The 16,523-nt window shown below is 68.9% G+C and carries 11 protein-coding genes; 6 read left to right on the plus strand and 5 right to left on the minus strand.

Going from position 1 to position 16,523, the window contains the following annotated elements:
- Positions 1–68: 68 nt before the first annotated feature.
- Positions 69–428: a hypothetical protein gene (locus tag IPK27_15165; protein ID MBK8068902.1), complete on the minus strand. Its 360-nt coding sequence runs from the start codon at positions 426–428 to the stop codon at positions 69–71.
- A gap of 215 nt (positions 429–643) precedes the next feature.
- Between IPK27_15165 and IPK27_15170 the strand changes: the two genes are divergently transcribed.
- The 3 genes from IPK27_15170 (at position 644) to IPK27_15180 (ending at position 6,105) form a co-directional block, all read left to right on the plus strand.
- Positions 644–2,740, plus strand: a complete 2,097-nt coding sequence (locus tag IPK27_15170; protein MBK8068903.1) for a hypothetical protein — start codon at positions 644–646, stop codon at positions 2,738–2,740.
- A 104-nt stretch (positions 2,741–2,844) separates the two neighbouring features.
- Positions 2,845–3,357 (plus strand): sigma-70 family RNA polymerase sigma factor, encoded by a 513-nt coding sequence (locus IPK27_15175; GenBank protein ID MBK8068904.1) that lies wholly within the window; start codon positions 2,845–2,847, stop codon positions 3,355–3,357.
- A gap of 3 nt (positions 3,358–3,360) precedes the next feature.
- Complete coding sequence (locus IPK27_15180) at positions 3,361–6,105, plus strand: serine/threonine protein kinase (protein MBK8068905.1); 2,745 nt, start codon at positions 3,361–3,363, stop codon at positions 6,103–6,105.
- Between the two features lie 22 nt (positions 6,106–6,127).
- Here IPK27_15180 and IPK27_15185 read toward each other — a convergent pair whose 3' ends face one another.
- Positions 6,128–8,017, minus strand: a complete 1,890-nt coding sequence (locus IPK27_15185) for a hypothetical protein (protein ID MBK8068906.1) — start codon at positions 8,015–8,017, stop codon at positions 6,128–6,130.
- Positions 8,018–8,452: 435 nt separating this feature from the next.
- Positions 8,453–9,196, minus strand: coding sequence for a hypothetical protein (locus IPK27_15190; protein ID MBK8068907.1), 744 nt, complete (start codon positions 9,194–9,196; stop codon positions 8,453–8,455).
- 373 nt (positions 9,197–9,569) lie between these two features.
- On the opposite strand from IPK27_15190, the gene IPK27_15195 reads away from it, so the two are divergent.
- Complete coding sequence (locus tag IPK27_15195) at positions 9,570–10,409, plus strand: LamG domain-containing protein (protein MBK8068908.1); 840 nt, start codon at positions 9,570–9,572, stop codon at positions 10,407–10,409.
- 39 nt (positions 10,410–10,448) lie between these two features.
- Here the strand turns inward: IPK27_15195 and IPK27_15200 are convergent, their stop codons facing one another.
- Positions 10,449–11,003, minus strand: a complete 555-nt coding sequence (locus IPK27_15200; GenBank protein ID MBK8068909.1) for a YaeQ family protein — start codon at positions 11,001–11,003, stop codon at positions 10,449–10,451.
- Positions 11,004–11,083: 80 nt separating this feature from the next.
- Here IPK27_15200 and IPK27_15205 point away from each other — a divergent pair, with 80 nt between their 5' ends.
- Positions 11,084–13,819, plus strand: a complete 2,736-nt coding sequence (locus IPK27_15205) for a serine/threonine protein kinase (GenBank protein ID MBK8068910.1) — start codon at positions 11,084–11,086, stop codon at positions 13,817–13,819.
- Positions 13,820–13,874: 55 nt separating this feature from the next.
- On the opposite strand, the gene IPK27_15210 is transcribed toward IPK27_15205, so the two are convergent.
- A complete protein-coding gene (locus tag IPK27_15210) occupies positions 13,875–15,575 on the minus strand; it encodes a hypothetical protein (GenBank protein MBK8068911.1) in 1,701 nt (566 codons plus the stop codon).
- Between the two features lie 198 nt (positions 15,576–15,773).
- On the opposite strand from IPK27_15210, the gene IPK27_15215 reads away from it, so the two are divergent.
- Positions 15,774–16,205 (plus strand): HD domain-containing protein, encoded by a 432-nt coding sequence (locus IPK27_15215; GenBank protein MBK8068912.1) that lies wholly within the window; start codon positions 15,774–15,776, stop codon positions 16,203–16,205.
- Positions 16,206–16,523 lie beyond the last annotated feature (318 nt).

The raw sequence follows: 16,523 nt of genomic DNA on the forward strand, positions 1-16,523 counted from the left end.
CGGACGGGATCCACGCCGCGGCTCGGCCGGACCACGGCCGAGCCGCGGCCATCACGCCTGCGCCAGGTTCAGCTCTGTCGACGCCGGAATGACGCCGCCTCGAGATCCCGGAAGAGACCACAGGCCGTCGCGTTGGGCTGCGCCAGCAACGGGAGTCCCTGGGGATGAGTTGCCGTGATGCCGCCATTGCCACCACCACCATTGCCGAGGCAGTCGCTGATGCACTGCGCCCGCTCTTCCTCGCAGTAGGGGTCCTTGAGAGGAATCACGCTGGGATCGCGTGGGTCGGAGATGGTGCAATCGCCAAACCGGGAGAGACATCCCAGCACGCAGAGTCCATCGAGAATGGGGCCGATGATGGGCGCAGCCGGCGCTGACGGAGCACCCAGCGCGAGGGCGAGGATGAGCAGGGCAAGCGTTCGTTTCATGTCTGATCTCTCTGTCGAAGTGAACACGCGGGCCTGCGTGGACCGCGATGGAAGCCGTCGGCTTCGAGGACTAAGGCGTCTTCCGGCAGGCAAGGACGCCACGCGCGATCTGCGTGGGGACGATCTGGCTCCCCGATGCGACCTCCGTCCAGAGCGATGGCGTATTGCGCGGCCAAAGACCGCTTGTCTGGGGCACACGTCCCGGAGACTGGAAAATGTTCAAGCATCTGTGCCGCTTGCTTGTGCTGGGCCTGCTCGGCCCCGCGCAATGCGCCATGGCCGCGACCTACTGCGTCAACTTCGCGGCCAGTGATGCCGCACGCACCCATTCCACGGTGCACGACGCGATCCTCAGTGCCGAGAGCAACGGCCCCGGCGAGGACACGATCAAGCTCAGCACCGGAACACATCTGGCCGAACCGGTGTCGATCTCCGGCCAGGTCCGCATCGTCGGCGGCTACACCAACTGCTCCGCCAGCACGCCATCCAATACTTCGCGAATCGACGGTGGCAATTTCAACGGCTCGATCTTTCGCATCGTGCAGTTCATCAGCGCGCCGCGCCTGTACCTGGAGCGCGTCGGACTGACCAACGGCGACGACAGCGACGATGGCCTGGGCGGCGCCATCGAGGCCCGCGGTCCCGGAACCGTCGTGGAGTTCGGCCCGGACAGCGGTGCATTCACCAACAGCGCCAGCGGCAGCGGCGGCGCCATCCATCTCACCGGGGCCACGCTGCTCCTGGGTCACGGATCATTGCTGGACAACAATGCCGCCGGGGGCGATGGCGGCGCCATCTATTGCGACGGCGGACGTGTGCTCCAGGGCGTCGAGGGCAACACCACCCAGACCAGCACCTGGCGCAACAATCGCGCCGGTCGCGATGGCGGTGCGCTGGCGGCAGTCAACGGATGCACTGTCGAACTCTTCGGTGGCAGCGCGGTTTCGATTTCCGGCAACACCTCGATTGGGTCAGGCGGCGCATTCCTGTTGTTGAACTCCAGCCTGAGCGCGCGGCTGGGCACGCTGATCTCCGGCAACTCGGCTTCGGAGCATGGCGGCGGCATCTATTGCGGCGGCGTGACCACGTTGGCGCCCAGCCAGGTCAACCTGATCGACTCGGGCGTGCAGAGCAACACCGCGGCCCTCGATGGCGGCGGCATGCGCGGCGCACAGGCATGTACGCTCAGCTTGTCGGGCGCGACCCTGGTTGCTTCGAACCAGGCGACGCGTGGCGGCGGCGCCGCGCTGGCCGACGCGGCAACGCTGATGGCGAATCGCAGCGCGCCGGGCGGTCCGCTGGTGCAAGTTCCGGCATCGGCGGGACCGCGGATCATCCTGAACCGTGCCTGCGGCGGCGGCGCGGGGATTCAAGCCAGCGGTGCGGCCCGCATCCGCTTGCGGGGGGCGGTGGTCAGCGGCAACCTTTCGATCGGCACCAGCACCTGCGGGAGCGAGGGCGGCGGCGGCATCCTGATGCAGTCCACCACTGGCGATGCGCAACTGCTGATCTCATTGCATGACAGCTGCCCGGACGACGAACCCTGCAACCAGATCAACGACAACCTCGTCGACAACACCAGCGCCGGGAACGCCTCTTTGGGGTTCGAAGCAAGGGGCGGCGGCCTCGTGGTGCAGTCAGGATCTGTCTGCCTGATCGAGAACGCAACGCTGACGGGCAACCGTGCCCTCGCGCGCAACGGGACCTTGATTCCCAACGACGACCGCGCTGACGGCGCCGCCCTGCAATTGGTCGACTGCACCAGGCTGACCTTGCGTCATGCCGTGATCGCCGGGAACACCGGCGACGGCGAGTTGGCCTCGATCCTGTACCTCGGCGCGAATGCCTTGCTGGACTACGTGACGATCGCTCGCAACATCCTCAATACCAGAGTCATCAATGGCGGCGCGCTGATCAGTCGACCGGTCACAGGTACCGGCGTGACCATCCGAAGTTCGATCCTCGACGACACGGACTTCAAACTGCTGGACGTGAACGGCGGCAGCCCCATGCTGGTCGCCGCCGACTGCTCCCTGGTGCGCAGGATCGGGGAACTGCCCAACCAGACCCGTCTGACCTCCCTGCCGGCCGTGTTCGTGGACCCGCTCAACGGCGACTTCCGTCCAGCCCCCAATGGTCCGCAGATCGACTACTGCGACGGGCCCACCGGTCAGGGTCTGGAATACGATCTGGACCTTGCCTCGCGTGGCCTGCCCAATCCGTCGATCGTGCAGGGATTCGGCAACTACGATGCCGGCGCCTACGAATCGAAAGTGATCGACGATCTGCTGCTGCGTACCGGATTCGAGTAAGTGCTCACGCTTCTGGCAGGCCCGCCGCACCGGGCCCGGCGAGCGACTGGCGCACAGCCACGCTGCACGTGCATCCTGACGCACCAACGCCGCGACCCTGGCTGATGACGCAACCCGAGCACACCGTCGATCTGCGCTTCGCCCGCCTCTACGAGGAACTGAAGCGGCTGGCGCGGCACAAACGCATCGCGTCCGAGCAGACCCTCAACACCACCGGCATCGTCCACGAGCTTTACCTCTCGATGGTCGATGGCGGCGACCTGGAGTTCGAGCACCCGCGCCAGTTTTATGCCTACGCCGGGCGCGCCATCCGCCACATGCTGATCGACCGCGCCCGATCGCGCGAGCGCATGCGCCGTGGCGGCGACCTGCAAAGGGTCGATCTGGACGCGGTGTCCGAGAACGAGTTCGCCGCCGATCCGCGGCGTCTGCTCGAAATCGACCGGGCCCTGGATGCATTGGCAGTGACTGATCGGCGTGCGGCCGAGGTCTTCGAGCTGCATTATTTTGCGGGGCAGACGCTGACGCGCATCGCCGAATTGCTGGGTTTGTCGCTGCGCACGGTCGACCGCGACTGGCAGTTCGCGCGGGCCTTTCTCCAGATGCAACTCGGTTGAGCCATGCAGACCACCACCGATGCGCTGCGAAGCTGGTTCGACCGCTACCGGGCAGTGGCCCAGAGCGAGCGCACCGCCTGGCTGGCTGCGCAGCCGCTGGACCCGGCGCTGCGCGGCGACCTTGAACGCCTGATTGCCGCCAGCGAGCACAGCGGCGTGCTGGATGTGCCCATCGGCGAGTGGATGCTGGCGCTGGAGGAGGATGGCGGCGGCGACGACGCCATCGGCAGCGAAATCGGCGGCTATCGCCTGCTGCGTGCGCTCGGTTCCGGCGGGATGGGCGCGGTCTACCTGGCCGAACGTGCCGACAAGGACTTCCAGCAGCAGGTCGCGATCAAATTCCTCCACCGCGGGCTGCACACGCCGCAGCAGCGCTCGCTGTTCCGGCGCGAGCGGCGGATCCTGGCGAGCCTGAACCACCCGAACATCGCCCGGTTGATCGACGGCGGCGTCACCGATGGCACGCCGTACCTGGTGATGGAATATGTCGACGGCACGGCGATCACCGAACACTGCACGCGCAGCGCGATGCCGCTGCGCGCCCGCCTGGGCCTGTTCGTGTCGGTCTGTCGCGCGGTGGCCGCCGCGCACGCCGCGCTGATCGTCCATCGCGACATCAAGCCGGCCAACGTGCTGGTGAGTGCCACAGGTGAGGTCAAGCTGCTCGACTTCGGCATCGCCAAGCTGCTCGACGACAGCGATTTCGCCACCCAGACCGCGCGGGCGCTGATGACGCTGGTCTACGCATCGCCCGAGCAGCGTCGCGGCGAGAACGTGACGACCTATTCGGATGTGTACTCGCTCGGGGTGCTGCTGCACGAGCTGCTGCTCGGATCGCGCCCCGATCTGGAAGGCCTCAAGGCGCGGCCATCGACCCAGGCGACCACCCGCCCGGAAAGCGAGTTCGAGTGCGGCCGGTTGCCGTCGCCACCGGCAGCACTGGCGCGTGCGCTGCGCGGCGACCTCGACAACATCCTGGCGCGCGCGCTGGCGCCGGAGCCGGCCGCGCGCTACGACGGCGCGGCCGCCCTCGCCGACGACATCGAGCGTCATCTGCGCGGCGAACCGGTGAGCGCGCATCCGCCCTCGCGCTGGTACCGGCTGCGCAAATTCGTGGCGCGGCACCGGCTGGCCAGCGCTGTGACCCTGACGCTGACGCTGGCCACCCTGCTCAGCCTGGCCCTGGCGCTGGAACAGGGCCGGCGCGCGCGCTTCGAGGCCGAACAGGCGCGCGCCCAGGCGCAGCGCGCCACGACGGTGCGCGATGTGCTGATCGACATCCTGGAAACCTCCAGCGCCGATCTGCCCGCCAACCAGAAGCCGACACCGGAAGTACTCGCGGCGATGGCGGAGAAGAAGGTGCTCGCCGATCCGCTGCTGGCGCCTGAGCTGCGCGCGGACATCCTGCTGACGCTGGCCAACATCCACCTGTCGCAGCGCGCGTTGGCCGATGCGCAAAGGGCGCTGGACGCCGCCCGGCCCTTGCTGGCGGATGGCGACCGCCTGCGCCACGCGCGGCTGGAGGCACAGCGCCTGCTGCTGGACGGCGAAGCCGAACGCGCCGCGGCACTGCTGCGCGAATGGCTGCCGACACTGGAAGCGGCGCCCCAGCCGGAAAGCGGCGATGCGCTGCAGACCCTGGCGTTCATCGAATGGGACCTCGGCGACTTCGATGCCGCGCTGCGCCTGCTGCAACTGGCCGCGAAACACCTGGAACAGACCCACGGCGTGGACAGCCTCAGGGCGATCGAGGCGCACGCCGACGTGGCCAATCACTATGCCTCGCGCCAGCAATGGGCGCAGACCGAAGCGCTGCTGACCCCGTTGCTGCAGCGCTGGGAAGCGCTGGGCCTGCCGCTCAACTCGCATTTCACCAACGACCTGGTCCAGTACGGTTACGCGCTGATGGGCCTGGGCCGCAACCAGGAGGCGGAGCATGCCCTGCGGCGCTCGCTGCAACTGCGCCAGCAGATCTTCGTGGCGCCGCATGACCGCATCGCCAACTCGCTCTCGGCGTTGGGCATGCTGGCGATCCAGCAAGGCGATTTCGCAGCCGCGATCGAGCACCGGCAGGCATCCCTGGGCATGCGCGAGGCGCTGTTCTCTGATCCGCATCCGTTGCTGGTGATCACCCGCATCCAACTCGCCGGTTCCTATCTCGCTGCCCGCGATTTCGCCGCGGCCCAGGCGCAGGCAGAACGCGCCGCGGAGAACTGCGCGACGCCGGGCTTCGACCACCCCTACTGCGCGCAGACCGCGTTGCTGCTGGCGCGGATCGCGCTGGAGAGCGAGCAACTGGAGGCGGCGGCGCGGCACGCGGCGCGCGCGCGCGACCAGGCCATCGCCACTTATGGCGAGCATGGCGCGGAGGTCGGGCGCCCGTTCCTGGTGCTGGCCCAGGTGGCCGCGCTGCGCGGCGAGCGCGACGCCGCGTTGGCGGCATTCGAGCGCGGCATTGCCGAGCTGAAGCCCCAGAGTGCCGCCGGCCGCGCCGGCCGCCTGTTGCGCGCCGACGCGCTGCTGCGTCTGGGCGATGCGGCCGGGGCCTGGCAGGACATCGAGGCGCTGGGAGCCAACGTGTCGCAGCTCGGCGCCATCGATGCCAGCCGCTACTGGACGCTGTACGCGGAACTGGGCGCCATCCGCGGCGACGCCGCCGCCGTGGAGGCTGCGCGCGCCGCGTTCGAGTCGCCCCTGCGCGACCGCGATCCGGCGTGGATCGCGCGGCGGGAAGCCATGCAGCGCTGAGCGCGAGCCTCGTTCTATCCCGTCAGGGAATCAGTGCCTGCAGCTTCCGCACCACCCACGCCGCGTCCACCGGCGCGGTGTTGCGGCAACGTGGATCGACGCAGTAGCGGTCCGGGAGCAGCAGCCGGACACCATCGAGATCCAGATGCGGCTCGGGCGCCAGGCGAAAGCCCGACTGCGCCTGCGCGAGCAGCCCCGCCCGCGCTTCGGGATCGGCGTATGCGCGCCTCAGCGCGCTTGCCAGCTCTTCGCCGTCATCCGGCCGCTCCAGCAAGGTGGGGACCCACTGCGCCTTCAGCGCCCTGCGCGCCACAGCGAGGTCGCCGCCCAGGGCATAGACGACATCGCCGACCAGCACCCCGTACAGGTTCTGCGTGGACGGCGCGGGCCAGGCATCGTCCACGGCGGCCTCGCTCTCGCGCTGCCCGTGGATCCAGGGCCGCGGCAGGGTGACCACCGGCAAGCTGGCATCGAGGTCGGCGCCGGCCAGGCCGGCGCGCAACTGCATGATCCGCTGGGCGCGTTCCAGTTGCGGGTAGCGCTGCTGTGCCAGCACGAGTTGCTGCAACCCGGCCTGGGCCTGGCCCGCGCGCAACAGGACCAGGGCGAGCAACTCCGCGCTGCTGTCCGAGCGCGCCAATGGCTCCGGCGCGCGGTCGATGAAGGACTGCACCATCTGCAGCACCTCGTCGGGCGCGTCGGTACGTGCCTGATGGGCCAGGCTCTCGACCAACTCATACGGGACGTCGGACCGCCACAATGGGCGCCAATCCGGCTGCGCCAGCAATCGCCGCAGCGCTGCCCGGGCTGCGCCAGGGTCCATTTCATCGATCTGTTCCAGGCGCTCGCGCATTCGACGCTGCAGCGCGGCGAACTCGTCCTTGCCGCCTCCCTCGCCTGTCGCCTCGCACTGGAGCGGCGCCGCCAGGTGCCGGCTGAAAGCGCGCAGCCCTTCGGCTAGCGCCAGCGCACTGGTTGGCTGCAATCGCCGATGGCCCGTGCGGCAACTCGCGTCGGCGACGAAATCGCACTCGACGGCGGGCAGCGGCAGGCGCACGCCGAGGAAATCGACTGCACTGCCCGGCCTGGCACGCAGCGAGCGCTGCAGCTCCGCCCAGGCCTGTTCCACGACCACGCGCGGATACAGGTCGTCCAGCCTTTGCCTCAGGCCGTAGGGGAAATTGGTGCAGCCCGCGAGGTGCACCTGCCAGCCTCGCCGCAGCAACCAGGCCAGCTCAGCCTGACTTCCGCGGGTGGCGGCGACCAGTTCGACCTCTGGAATCAACCACGGTAACGAAGGCGGCTTGTCCACGCTGCACTCGGTGCGTCCGGGGTGGTACAGGGGGTCAATCGCCACCGCGGGCCATTCCGAGGGCGCCGGCACGCTTCCGGTTTGCAGCCAGATGCGCACCAGCGGCGCGCAGTCGCTGGCGCACAGCCGGGCATCCAGGGCCCAGGCGCGGCGCGCGCTGACGAGTGCCAGCTGCGGCTCGCCAGCCTTGAGCTGCGCCCGCGCCCAGAGGCTCTGCCAGGGTGCCTCAGCCGCCAGCGCCGGCACCCGCTGGAGCATCGCGTCGAGCGTCGGCAGCACCTGGTCCAGGTGCGATTCGAAGGACGAATCGGCCAGGAATGCGCGGTACAACGGCCCGTCACCGTAATTCCAGTTTCGATTCCCGCTTCCCAGCAGGGCGATTTCCTGCTCCGATGCCGCCGCAGACCAGCGTGCGAGGAATCCCGGCAGCGCCTCGCGCGCATCCCTCGAAGCACGCAGCGCACGCTCGAAGCGCTCGCTGGCCAGCGCGCGGGGATTGGAGGTGTCGAAATCCTGCGCGGTCAGCGCAGCGCACCACAGCAGGCCCAGCATCGTGCAGCGGGCAAAATGGCGCAGCACGCCATCACGCATGCTGGTCACCCGGACTCTCACCGAACATTCGATAACTCATTGATCTGAAGAGCAGTTTGTCCGCAAAGGACGCGAAGGACGCAAAGAAGAGCGGAAACCGCTTTCGCTTCCTTTGCGTTCCTTTGCGGACGAGAAAAGTGGCGCGGGTCGCGAAGAAGTTCGATGCGCGAATAAGCGCACCGCCAGGGGCGACCGGAACTCTCTCACCGAACATTCGATAACTCATTGATCTGAAGAGCAGTTTGTCCGCAAAGGACGCAAAGGACGCAAAGTAGAGCCAAATCCATATCCGGATGCGGGCGCATGGCGACTCTGCGCAGCCCAAGACGCTCTTGCCATCTTTGCGTCCTTTGCGTCCTTTGCGGACAAAAACAGGCACGGGTACGCGACCGTTCGATGCGCGAATAAGCGCCCCGGCAGGGGCGACCGTCACGCCTGCACGACCTACTGCCTGGCCACCGTCGCTTCCTCGACAATGATCGGGTAGCGATAGCCGGCGCCGAAGTCCTTATCGACGTAGACCGTGCCGGTGATTGTGATCACCTCACCCACCGCGGCCTCGTCCAGGGTGGTTACGGTCAGGTCGTTGGTGCCCTTGCCCGCGTCGCCGCTGCCGTCCTGCAGGTGGACCCAGTTCTTGCCCATCACGCCGGGGTTGTACTTGACCACCTTGCCGCGGACGGTGATCCGCTGGCCGGCCAGACCCGCGCCCTGCGACCAGGTTTCCTCGACCGTGCGCGCATCGCTGTCGCTGGCCTTGGCGATCTTCTCGGCGGTGGTGGCGGTCGGCTGCGCGAGCGCCGCGTGCAGGTTGCCGTCGGCGACCGCACCCGGCGCGCTGAGCGAGCCGAAATAGATCTCGTCGAAGGTGCGCCCCAGCGTCCTGGAGGCGAACTGGCGCATGCGCATGGCCTGGTGCACGGTGACCTCGGCACCATTCTCGACCTGCGCCGCGGACACCGCGGCCCAGACCTCGCCCGCGGCGGTCTGCAGCCGCAGGTACAGGTATGGCGGTGCGGGAATCTGTTCGAGCACGCGGCCGCTCAGGCTCTCGCCCATCGGCGCGGCAGCGGACGCCGGCGTCTGCGGCGCCGCCGGCATGGCCGCCACCGCGGTGGGCTCGGAAGCATTGCTGCCACAGCCGGCAAGGACGGTCGCCAGGACCAGCAGCGAAACGGTGCGACGCATGCGGGAGTCTCCGGATACGGGCCGGCCTGGCCGGCGGAAGCCGCGATTCTACGCAGCAGCAGCGGGGCATCGCTGGTCCACGCGCAGTCCGGGCGTGCCCGATGCGGCTCGCGAGCGCATCCGGTTTGCCGGATGATCCAGCGCCATTCCACCCATCCGGAGCCTACCCGCGCATGAGCCAGCCAGTGCCATGGCGTCGCCGCCTGCTCGTGGCACTGGCAACCGTCGGCGCGGCGGAGTACGCCTGCTTCCGGCGCCGGTCCTTCCCGGCGCTTCCGCGGGGGCCAGGTCCGCATTGACGGCTGTCAAGGCAGGCTGCGGGTGTGCGCCCATGCTGACTTCAGGCTCATTCCGATCGTGAATGGAGATCAGCATGAAGACCCAGGCGGTGAGGTGCGCGAGCCCTGCCCGCGGCATTGGCTGGGAAAGGCGCCTGCCCACGGTCCTGGCGCTGTTGGTCCTGCCACTGGCCGGAACGCCATCGGCGGCGCAGGCTGCATGCGCCACGCAGCCACCGGATCTGGCCGCCTGGTGGGCGGGCGAGGACAACGCCCTCGACCAACTGGGCATCCAGCACGCCATCTTGACCAACGGCACCGGGTTCGCCGCGGGTTTCGTCGGGCGCGCCTTCCAGTTCGATGGCATCGACGATCAGATGCGGGCAGGCCTGCTTGGCGGAATCGGCCTGACGGAAACGGACCCGCTGTCCATCGCCGCCTGGGTCAATTCCGCGAACGTGGCCGCCACGACCGTGCAGGTCATTGTCGGCAACTACATGGGCGAGCAGGGTGGCAGCGGCAACTTCTCGGTCCACCTGCGAATCGGCGATGGCAATCTCGGTTTCAGCATCGACCAGCGCCAGGTGGCCGGCTCCTCGGTGTCGACGCCGATCAGCAACGGCTGGCACTTCGTGACCGCGACCTACGACGGCAACACGCTGGCGCTGTATCTCGATGGCCAGCCGAGTGGATCGACACCGCGCGGGTTCGCCGGTTCGGTGGCGAACACGCGCGGCTGGAACGTCGGCAATTTCTCCGATGAGACCAATGCCGCGCACGGCTTCAATTCCAGCTTCAACGGCCGCCTGGACGAAGTCATGGTGTTCGGACGGGCCCTTGGCGCCACCGAGGTGGAGGCCATCTTCGATGCCAGCTCCCTGGGCGTCTGTCCGCCGATGATCTTCGCAAATGGCTTCGAGGGCAGCGGGCGCTGACCCGCGGTGCAGGCGCAGGCGGCTGTGGCGGCAGGCGAATCAGCCGTCCGCGGGCCGCTGGCGCCACACCGGCGCCAGGCTGACGCTGGCGCCCTCGCTCATCAGTTGAACTTCGCCATCCTGCACCAGGCACTGCAGGTCCATGCCGCGGGCCAGCAGCGGTGCCAGCCGCTCGCCGGCATCGGGTGGCAGTTCCGCCACACCGAGGTTGGCGCAGCGGGCCAGCGCCGCAGCGTTCTTCTCCCACCAGGGACCGAAGGTGCGCCCGCTGTAACCGGCGACCAGCGTGACCCGCCGCGCGCGGCCGCAGGCGCGGCGGACGGCGGTCTCGTCCGGCTGGCCGAGTTCGATCCAGTGCTCGATCTCCCCGGTGAGCGAGCGCAGCCAGAGATCGGGCTCGCCGTCGCTGCTGATTCCGCGGCCGAACTCCAACCGCTCGGCAGCGAACAAGCCGAAGCACAGCAGGCGCACCATCAGGCGCGCGTCGGTCTCCGAAGGGTGCTGCGCCAGCGTCAGCGAGTGAGTGGCGTAGTAGTGGCGGTCGAGGTCGGAGACCTGCAGGCTCGCGCGGTGAACGGTGGCCTTGAGTGCCATGGCAGTCGGCAAAGGGAGGGCGCCGCGGATTCTACGGGTTGCGCCGGCAGCGCTGACCGCGGTCCAGTAGCATCCCGACCATGGAGACCGTCTTCGACACCCGCTGGCAGCTCGTGCGCGAGGCCTTCGAGGCGGCGCTTTCCTTGCCCGAGGAGGCCCGCAGCGCCTTCCTCGACCTGCGCTGCGGCGCGGATGCGGCCCTGCGCGCCGAGGTCGAGGCCCTGCTGAAGGTGGCGACCAGCGTATCCCACGACAACCCGACGCAGCCGTCGCGGACGCTCGCCTGGGACGCCGCCAACGAACCGCGCGACAACCTGATCGGACGCCAGTTGGGCCAGTGGCGGGTGGAACGGATCCTCGGCGCCGGCGGCATGGGCGCGGTCTACCTGGGGCGCCGGGTCAGCGGCGATTTCGACCAGGATGTCGCGATCAAGGTGCTGCACATCGGGATCAGCCGCTCGCCCGAGATCGCGGCGCGCTTCCGCTCCGAACGCCAGATCCTGGCCCAGCTCGACCATCCCTACATCGCGCGCCTGCTGGACGGCGGCACCCTGCCGGAGGGCCTGCCCTACCTGGTCATGGAGTTCGTCGAGGGCGAGCCGATCGCCCTGCACTGCAATCTGCGCAAGCTGTCGGTGAGCGCGCGCATCGAGCTGATGATCAAGGTCTGTCGCGCGGTGCAGGCGGCCCACCGCAATCTGATTGTCCACCGCGACCTGAAGCCGGACAACATCCTGGTCGATTCGCACGGCGAACCCAAACTGCTGGATTTCGGCATCGCCAAGGTGCTGGACGACGCCGGCGGGGTGCAGACGCACGCGGACCAGCGCCTGCTGACCCCGCGCTACGGCGCGCCGGAGCAGTTCAAGGGCGAGCCGATCACCACCGCCACGGACGTCTATTCGCTGGGTGTGACGCTGTACGAATTGCTCACCGGGGTGTCGCCCTACGAGGTGGCCGGCGGCGACACCATCGGCCTGGTGCGGGAGGTGTGCGAGGTGGATCCGCGCAGCCCCAGCGAGCGTCGCGAGCGCCTGTCGCGCGGCGGAAACCGGCTGGACGATCTGCGCTTCGGGGCGGACCTCGATGCGATCGTCATGAAGACCCTGCGCAAGCGGCCGGAGGATCGCTACGGCTCGGTCGACACCTTGATCGACGATTTGCAGCGCTACCTGCGCGACGAGCCGGTGCACGCGCGCCAGGGCAGCCGCAGCTACCGCATGCGAAAGTTCGCGCGGCGCCACCGGCTGGCGCTGAGCCTGGCCGCGATGGCGCTGCTCGCAGCCGCGACCACTGCGCTGGTGTGGCGCCAGCAGCGCGACCAGGTGGCCAGCGAGCGCGACAAGGCGCGCGCCGTCACCACCTTCCTGGTGGAACTGTTCGACCAGGGCGATCCCTTCCTGCACCCGGGCAAGCCGCCGAGCGTCGAGGAGGTGGTCCGGCGCGGCGCCGAGCGGCTGTCCTCCGGGCAACTGGCGGACCCTCTGGTGCGCGCCGAACTGGCGCTCAGCCTGTCGCGGGTGTACCTGCAGATCGGCTCGTTCCCGGGAGCGCTCGAACTTGCCCAACGGGCCGATGCCGACGTGCGCGCAGGCCCCGGCGACGCCCTGCTGCAGGCGCGCGCGGCCGAACGCCTGGCCGAGGCGCTGATGGAGAACGATCAGCTCGACGCGGCGGCGACAGAATGGGAGCGCGCGTTGACGCTGGCGCCGCAGACCGGCGCCGCAGCCGACGCCACGCGCGCGTCCGCGCTGGCGGGCCTGGGCGATCTGCGCCGGGCGCAACGGCGCTATGCCGACGCCGTCGCGGCGCTGGAGCAGGCGCTCGCCCTGCACCTGGCCGCTGGAGCGCATGCGGACCTCGCGGCCGCGGCACAATCGGCGCAGCCGGGCGGCCCGGGCGGGACCCTGTCCCAGGTCGCACACATGCTGTGCCGCACCCTGGTCGACAGCGGCCAGAACAAGCAGGCCGCGACCATCTGCCGCCAGACGTTGGCACTCAAGCAGCGCGTCTACGGTGCCGAGCACCCGGCGCAGGCATCCACCCTGGTCCAGATGGCCAACCTCAGCGCTGCCGCGGGCGACTCGGAAACGGCGCTGCAACTGTCGCGCCAGGTACTCGCGCTGCTGGCTGGGGTCCTGGGGCCGGACCATCCGCGCGTGGGTGTCGGGCAGCTCAACCTGGGCGCGGACCTGCGTGCGCTCGACCGCCTGGACGAGGCCGAAGCCGCGGCGCGCGAGGCTATGCGCATCTTCACCCTGGCGCGCGGCCCGGATCACGCGCACACCCTGCTGGCGCAGAACAACCTGGCCAACATCCTGTACTCGCAGGGCCGCTTCGAGGACGCCCTGGCGGCGCACCGCGAGGTGGCCGAGCGCCGCGCGCGCACCCTGCCCGCCGACGACCCGGCGCTGGCGCAGTCGCAGTACAACATCGGCAAGTGCCTGTACCGGCTGGGCCGCTGGGCGGAGGCGGAAACGGCCTGGTCCAGTGTGCTGCGGGCCGAATCGGACACGGCGACCGGCAATCATCGCCTGGCGCAGCTCGGCCTCGCGCTGCTGCGCCTGGAACAAGGCGACGCCCGCGCAGCCGCCGACGAGGGCGCGCGGATTTCCGCGGAGATTGCCGCCGAGGACGAGACCCGGCTGGGACTGGCGACTGCGCTGTACCTCAGGGCCCGCGCGCTCCAGGTCGCCGGCGCGCCGGCCGACCAGGTGCACGACCTGGCCGCCGAGGCCCTGGCCGCGCTGGAGGTGGACATCAGCCGCGACTTGCTGGACCTCGATCGATTGCGGCAGATGGCGGAACCGGACTGAAGCCGCCGCAGCAGTCTCGCGTCAGCCCCCGAGGTGGTGCCTCCCGCTCGATGCCTCAATCAGCGCATCCGGCGCATTGCCCGGAGCCGCCGAGCACGCGCCTGCACTGCGCCAGTCGCGTCGCATCCAGGCCGGGATCGATCTCAAGCGACTGCACGATGTGGACGACCTTCCCCTGCGGCAGGTAGCGGATCTCGCGTTTGCGCTCGCCATCGACGACCAGGTATGCCATCTCGGTTTCGGAATGGCCGGTTCTTCCGCTGATGCGGCGGACCAGCTTCATCCCATCGCGCAGTCCGGCGGCATACGCCCGGGAATCGGGATCGGTGCCGCGGATGTACTGGAGATTCGCCTTCGTGGCTGCCACGTCGAAGCCGAGATCGAACGCCGGGATCCGCCGGGTGGCGACCCGCCCGCAGGGCGCAAAGGCATCCTCCGGCAGGATCACCGGTTCGCCAGCCGCGACATGCCGGCTCAGGTCGTCGGCCAGATCGAAGCCCATGGCCGCGGTCACTTCGCGCAGCAGTTCGACCGCGGTGCCGGCGGCGCCTGCCTGGACACGCTCGCGCATCCTGAGGATCACCTCGTCGAAGTCGTGCTCCCCACCAGCGCGCAGCCGCGCGTCCCAGGCAGTGGCCAGCAACCTGCCGCGCTGATAGGGCAACTGCTGCACGGCCGGATCATTCCAGAAGTCCGCCAGGATGCGCGCGTTGGAGAAAGCGCGCGCAGGAGACTTCGCGTAGTCGGCGAGCATGCGGTTCAGGTTGTCGGCGAATTCCCTCGGCCCCCAGGTACCGTCTGCGACCAGCAAGCGCGCCGTGTAGAACTCGCTGAACCCTTCCGACAGCCAGTAGTCGCCGGCTTCGTCCTGTTCCGGCATATCCCCGATCCGGCGCGGAATCCAGGTGTGGATGTCTTCGTGCGCGAGCACGGGAAGGATGGCTTCCAGACTCTTGTCGGACGTCGCGAACAGCGCGAATGAACCATCGAGGCTGGTGCCGCCGAACCGGGAAATGCCTGGATCCGGCGGGGTCAGCTCGATCGCGGTGACCAGCAGCGGCTCATCGGCTTCATTCCAGAAGCGCCGGTGCCCGCTGACGATCCGGGCGACACTCGCCATCAACTGCGCATCGTCGAAGGACCAGTGCCCGCGGATCGCGACGCGCAGGCCGCTGGCTTCATGGTCCAGGATGCGAAAGTCGCCGCCCACGCTGACGCTCGCGCGGACCTCGCGCAGGCGCAGGTCAGCATGCTCGAGATCGGACGCGAAACGCCAGCCGGCCGGGAGCCCACGCACCCGGACCCTGGCCGGCGTGTCCACGTCGAGTTCCGGCAGGACGAATGCGGCATACCCGATCAGGTGAAAGTAGCCGGGCTGGATGATCGGACGATAGGGATTGCCATCCTCGGCGAAGGCCGGCCCGCGGCTCCAGTTCTGGACCACGCGGTAACGGATGTGGACCGACGCGCCAGCACGGTGACGCAGCACGCGCTCCGCCGGGCTCGCGCCAGCGCCCAGCCGCGCCCCGGACACCACCCGCAGGTCTTCCAGCTCGTGCCACAGCTGCGCCTGTCCGCCCCAGGCGTCCGGCAAAGACAAGCCCGTCGTCCCCGATTCCGTCCCGCGGAAGCGCACATCGATCTGCACCGCCGTCAGTACCTCATCGGTCAGCACGGGTGTCAGCGTGTAGTTGACGGTCGCCGCGGGGGCGGCCTGGACCAGCCCAAGTGCGAGCAGCAGCAGTGGGAGTCTCATCAGTTCTGCAGCGACATAAGCCATGGCGGACGCGGCACGCTAGGCCATACAGGCGCGAGCGCGAAGTCCCGGAAGTCCTGCCGCCGTGGCTGCGGGGTGCGCACTGGCAAGCGGGTGCGGCACCCGTGCTAATGTGGTGCCCGCGAGGCCGCCAAGGCCCATCCCGGAAAGCCTGCGACCTGGAGCGGTGACGCTGCAATGTCCTCCCTCGAAGAAGCCATCGCCATCGCCGCCCGCGCCCATGCCGGGCAGGTCGACAAGGCCCGCCAGCCGTACATCCTGCACCCGCTGAAGGTCATGTTGCGGCTGCAGGCGACTGACGAGCGGATCGCCGCCGTGCTGCACGATGTGGTCGAGGACACGCCGATCACCCTGGACGATCTGCGCGCCGCCGGCTTCTCGTCCGCCGTGCTCACCGCCGTCGACGCCCTGACCAAGCGCCCGGGCGAGACTCGTCTGCAGGCCGCCGCCCGCGCCGCGGCCGATCCGGTCGCCCGCGCGGTCAAGCTGGCCGACAACGCGGAGAACCTGGACCTCTCGCGGATCGAGAACCCGACCGAGAAGGACTACGCCCGCCTGCGCGAGTACGAGCAAGTCCGCGCCCTGCTGCTGGCACAGGGGACGGACTGAGCCAGGCGGATGGCCTGGTTACATCGCCGGACACCAAGGCCTCCTGCCCTCTGACCAAACATCCTATAACTCATTGATCTGAAGAGCATTTTTTCCGCAAAGGACGCGAAGGACGCAAAGAAGAGCGGAAACCGCTTTCGCTTCCTTTGCGTTCTTTGCGTCCTTTGCGGACAAGAAAAGTGGCGCGGGTCGCGAAGAAGTTCGATGCGCGAACAAGCGCACCGGCAGGGGCGACCGGAACTCTCACCGAACATGTCGCAAGGCATTGTTTTGCGCGGTGTATCGCGCAGCGATTCACCGCCGGCGCCTGGCGGCAAG

It is taken from the genome of Rhodanobacteraceae bacterium, assembly GCA_016713135.1.
In the GTDB taxonomy this organism is placed as follows: Bacteria; Pseudomonadota; Gammaproteobacteria; order Xanthomonadales; family SZUA-5; genus JADKFD01.

What these genes read in the sequence shown, in the direction of transcription:
- IPK27_15210 (MBK8068911.1), bottom strand. Translation starts at nt 15,575, where the DNA reads ATGAGACTCCCACTGCTGCTGCTCGCACTTGGGCTGGTCCAGGCCGCC.
- IPK27_15205 (MBK8068910.1), top strand. Translation starts at nt 11,084, where the DNA reads ATGGAGACCGTCTTCGACACCCGCTGGCAGCTCGTGCGCGAGGCCTTC.
- IPK27_15180 (MBK8068905.1), top strand. Translation starts at nt 3,361, where the DNA reads ATGCAGACCACCACCGATGCGCTGCGAAGCTGGTTCGACCGCTACCGG.
- IPK27_15165 (MBK8068902.1), bottom strand. Translation starts at nt 428, where the DNA reads ATGAAACGAACGCTTGCCCTGCTCATCCTCGCCCTCGCGCTGGGTGCT.
- IPK27_15215 (MBK8068912.1), top strand. Translation starts at nt 15,774, where the DNA reads ATGTCCTCCCTCGAAGAAGCCATCGCCATCGCCGCCCGCGCCCATGCC.
- IPK27_15195 (MBK8068908.1), top strand. Translation starts at nt 9,570, where the DNA reads ATGAAGACCCAGGCGGTGAGGTGCGCGAGCCCTGCCCGCGGCATTGGC.
- IPK27_15170 (MBK8068903.1), top strand. Translation starts at nt 644, where the DNA reads ATGTTCAAGCATCTGTGCCGCTTGCTTGTGCTGGGCCTGCTCGGCCCC.
- IPK27_15175 (MBK8068904.1), top strand. Translation starts at nt 2,845, where the DNA reads ATGACGCAACCCGAGCACACCGTCGATCTGCGCTTCGCCCGCCTCTAC.
- IPK27_15200 (MBK8068909.1), bottom strand. Translation starts at nt 11,003, where the DNA reads ATGGCACTCAAGGCCACCGTTCACCGCGCGAGCCTGCAGGTCTCCGAC.
- IPK27_15190 (MBK8068907.1), bottom strand. Translation starts at nt 9,196, where the DNA reads ATGCGTCGCACCGTTTCGCTGCTGGTCCTGGCGACCGTCCTTGCCGGC.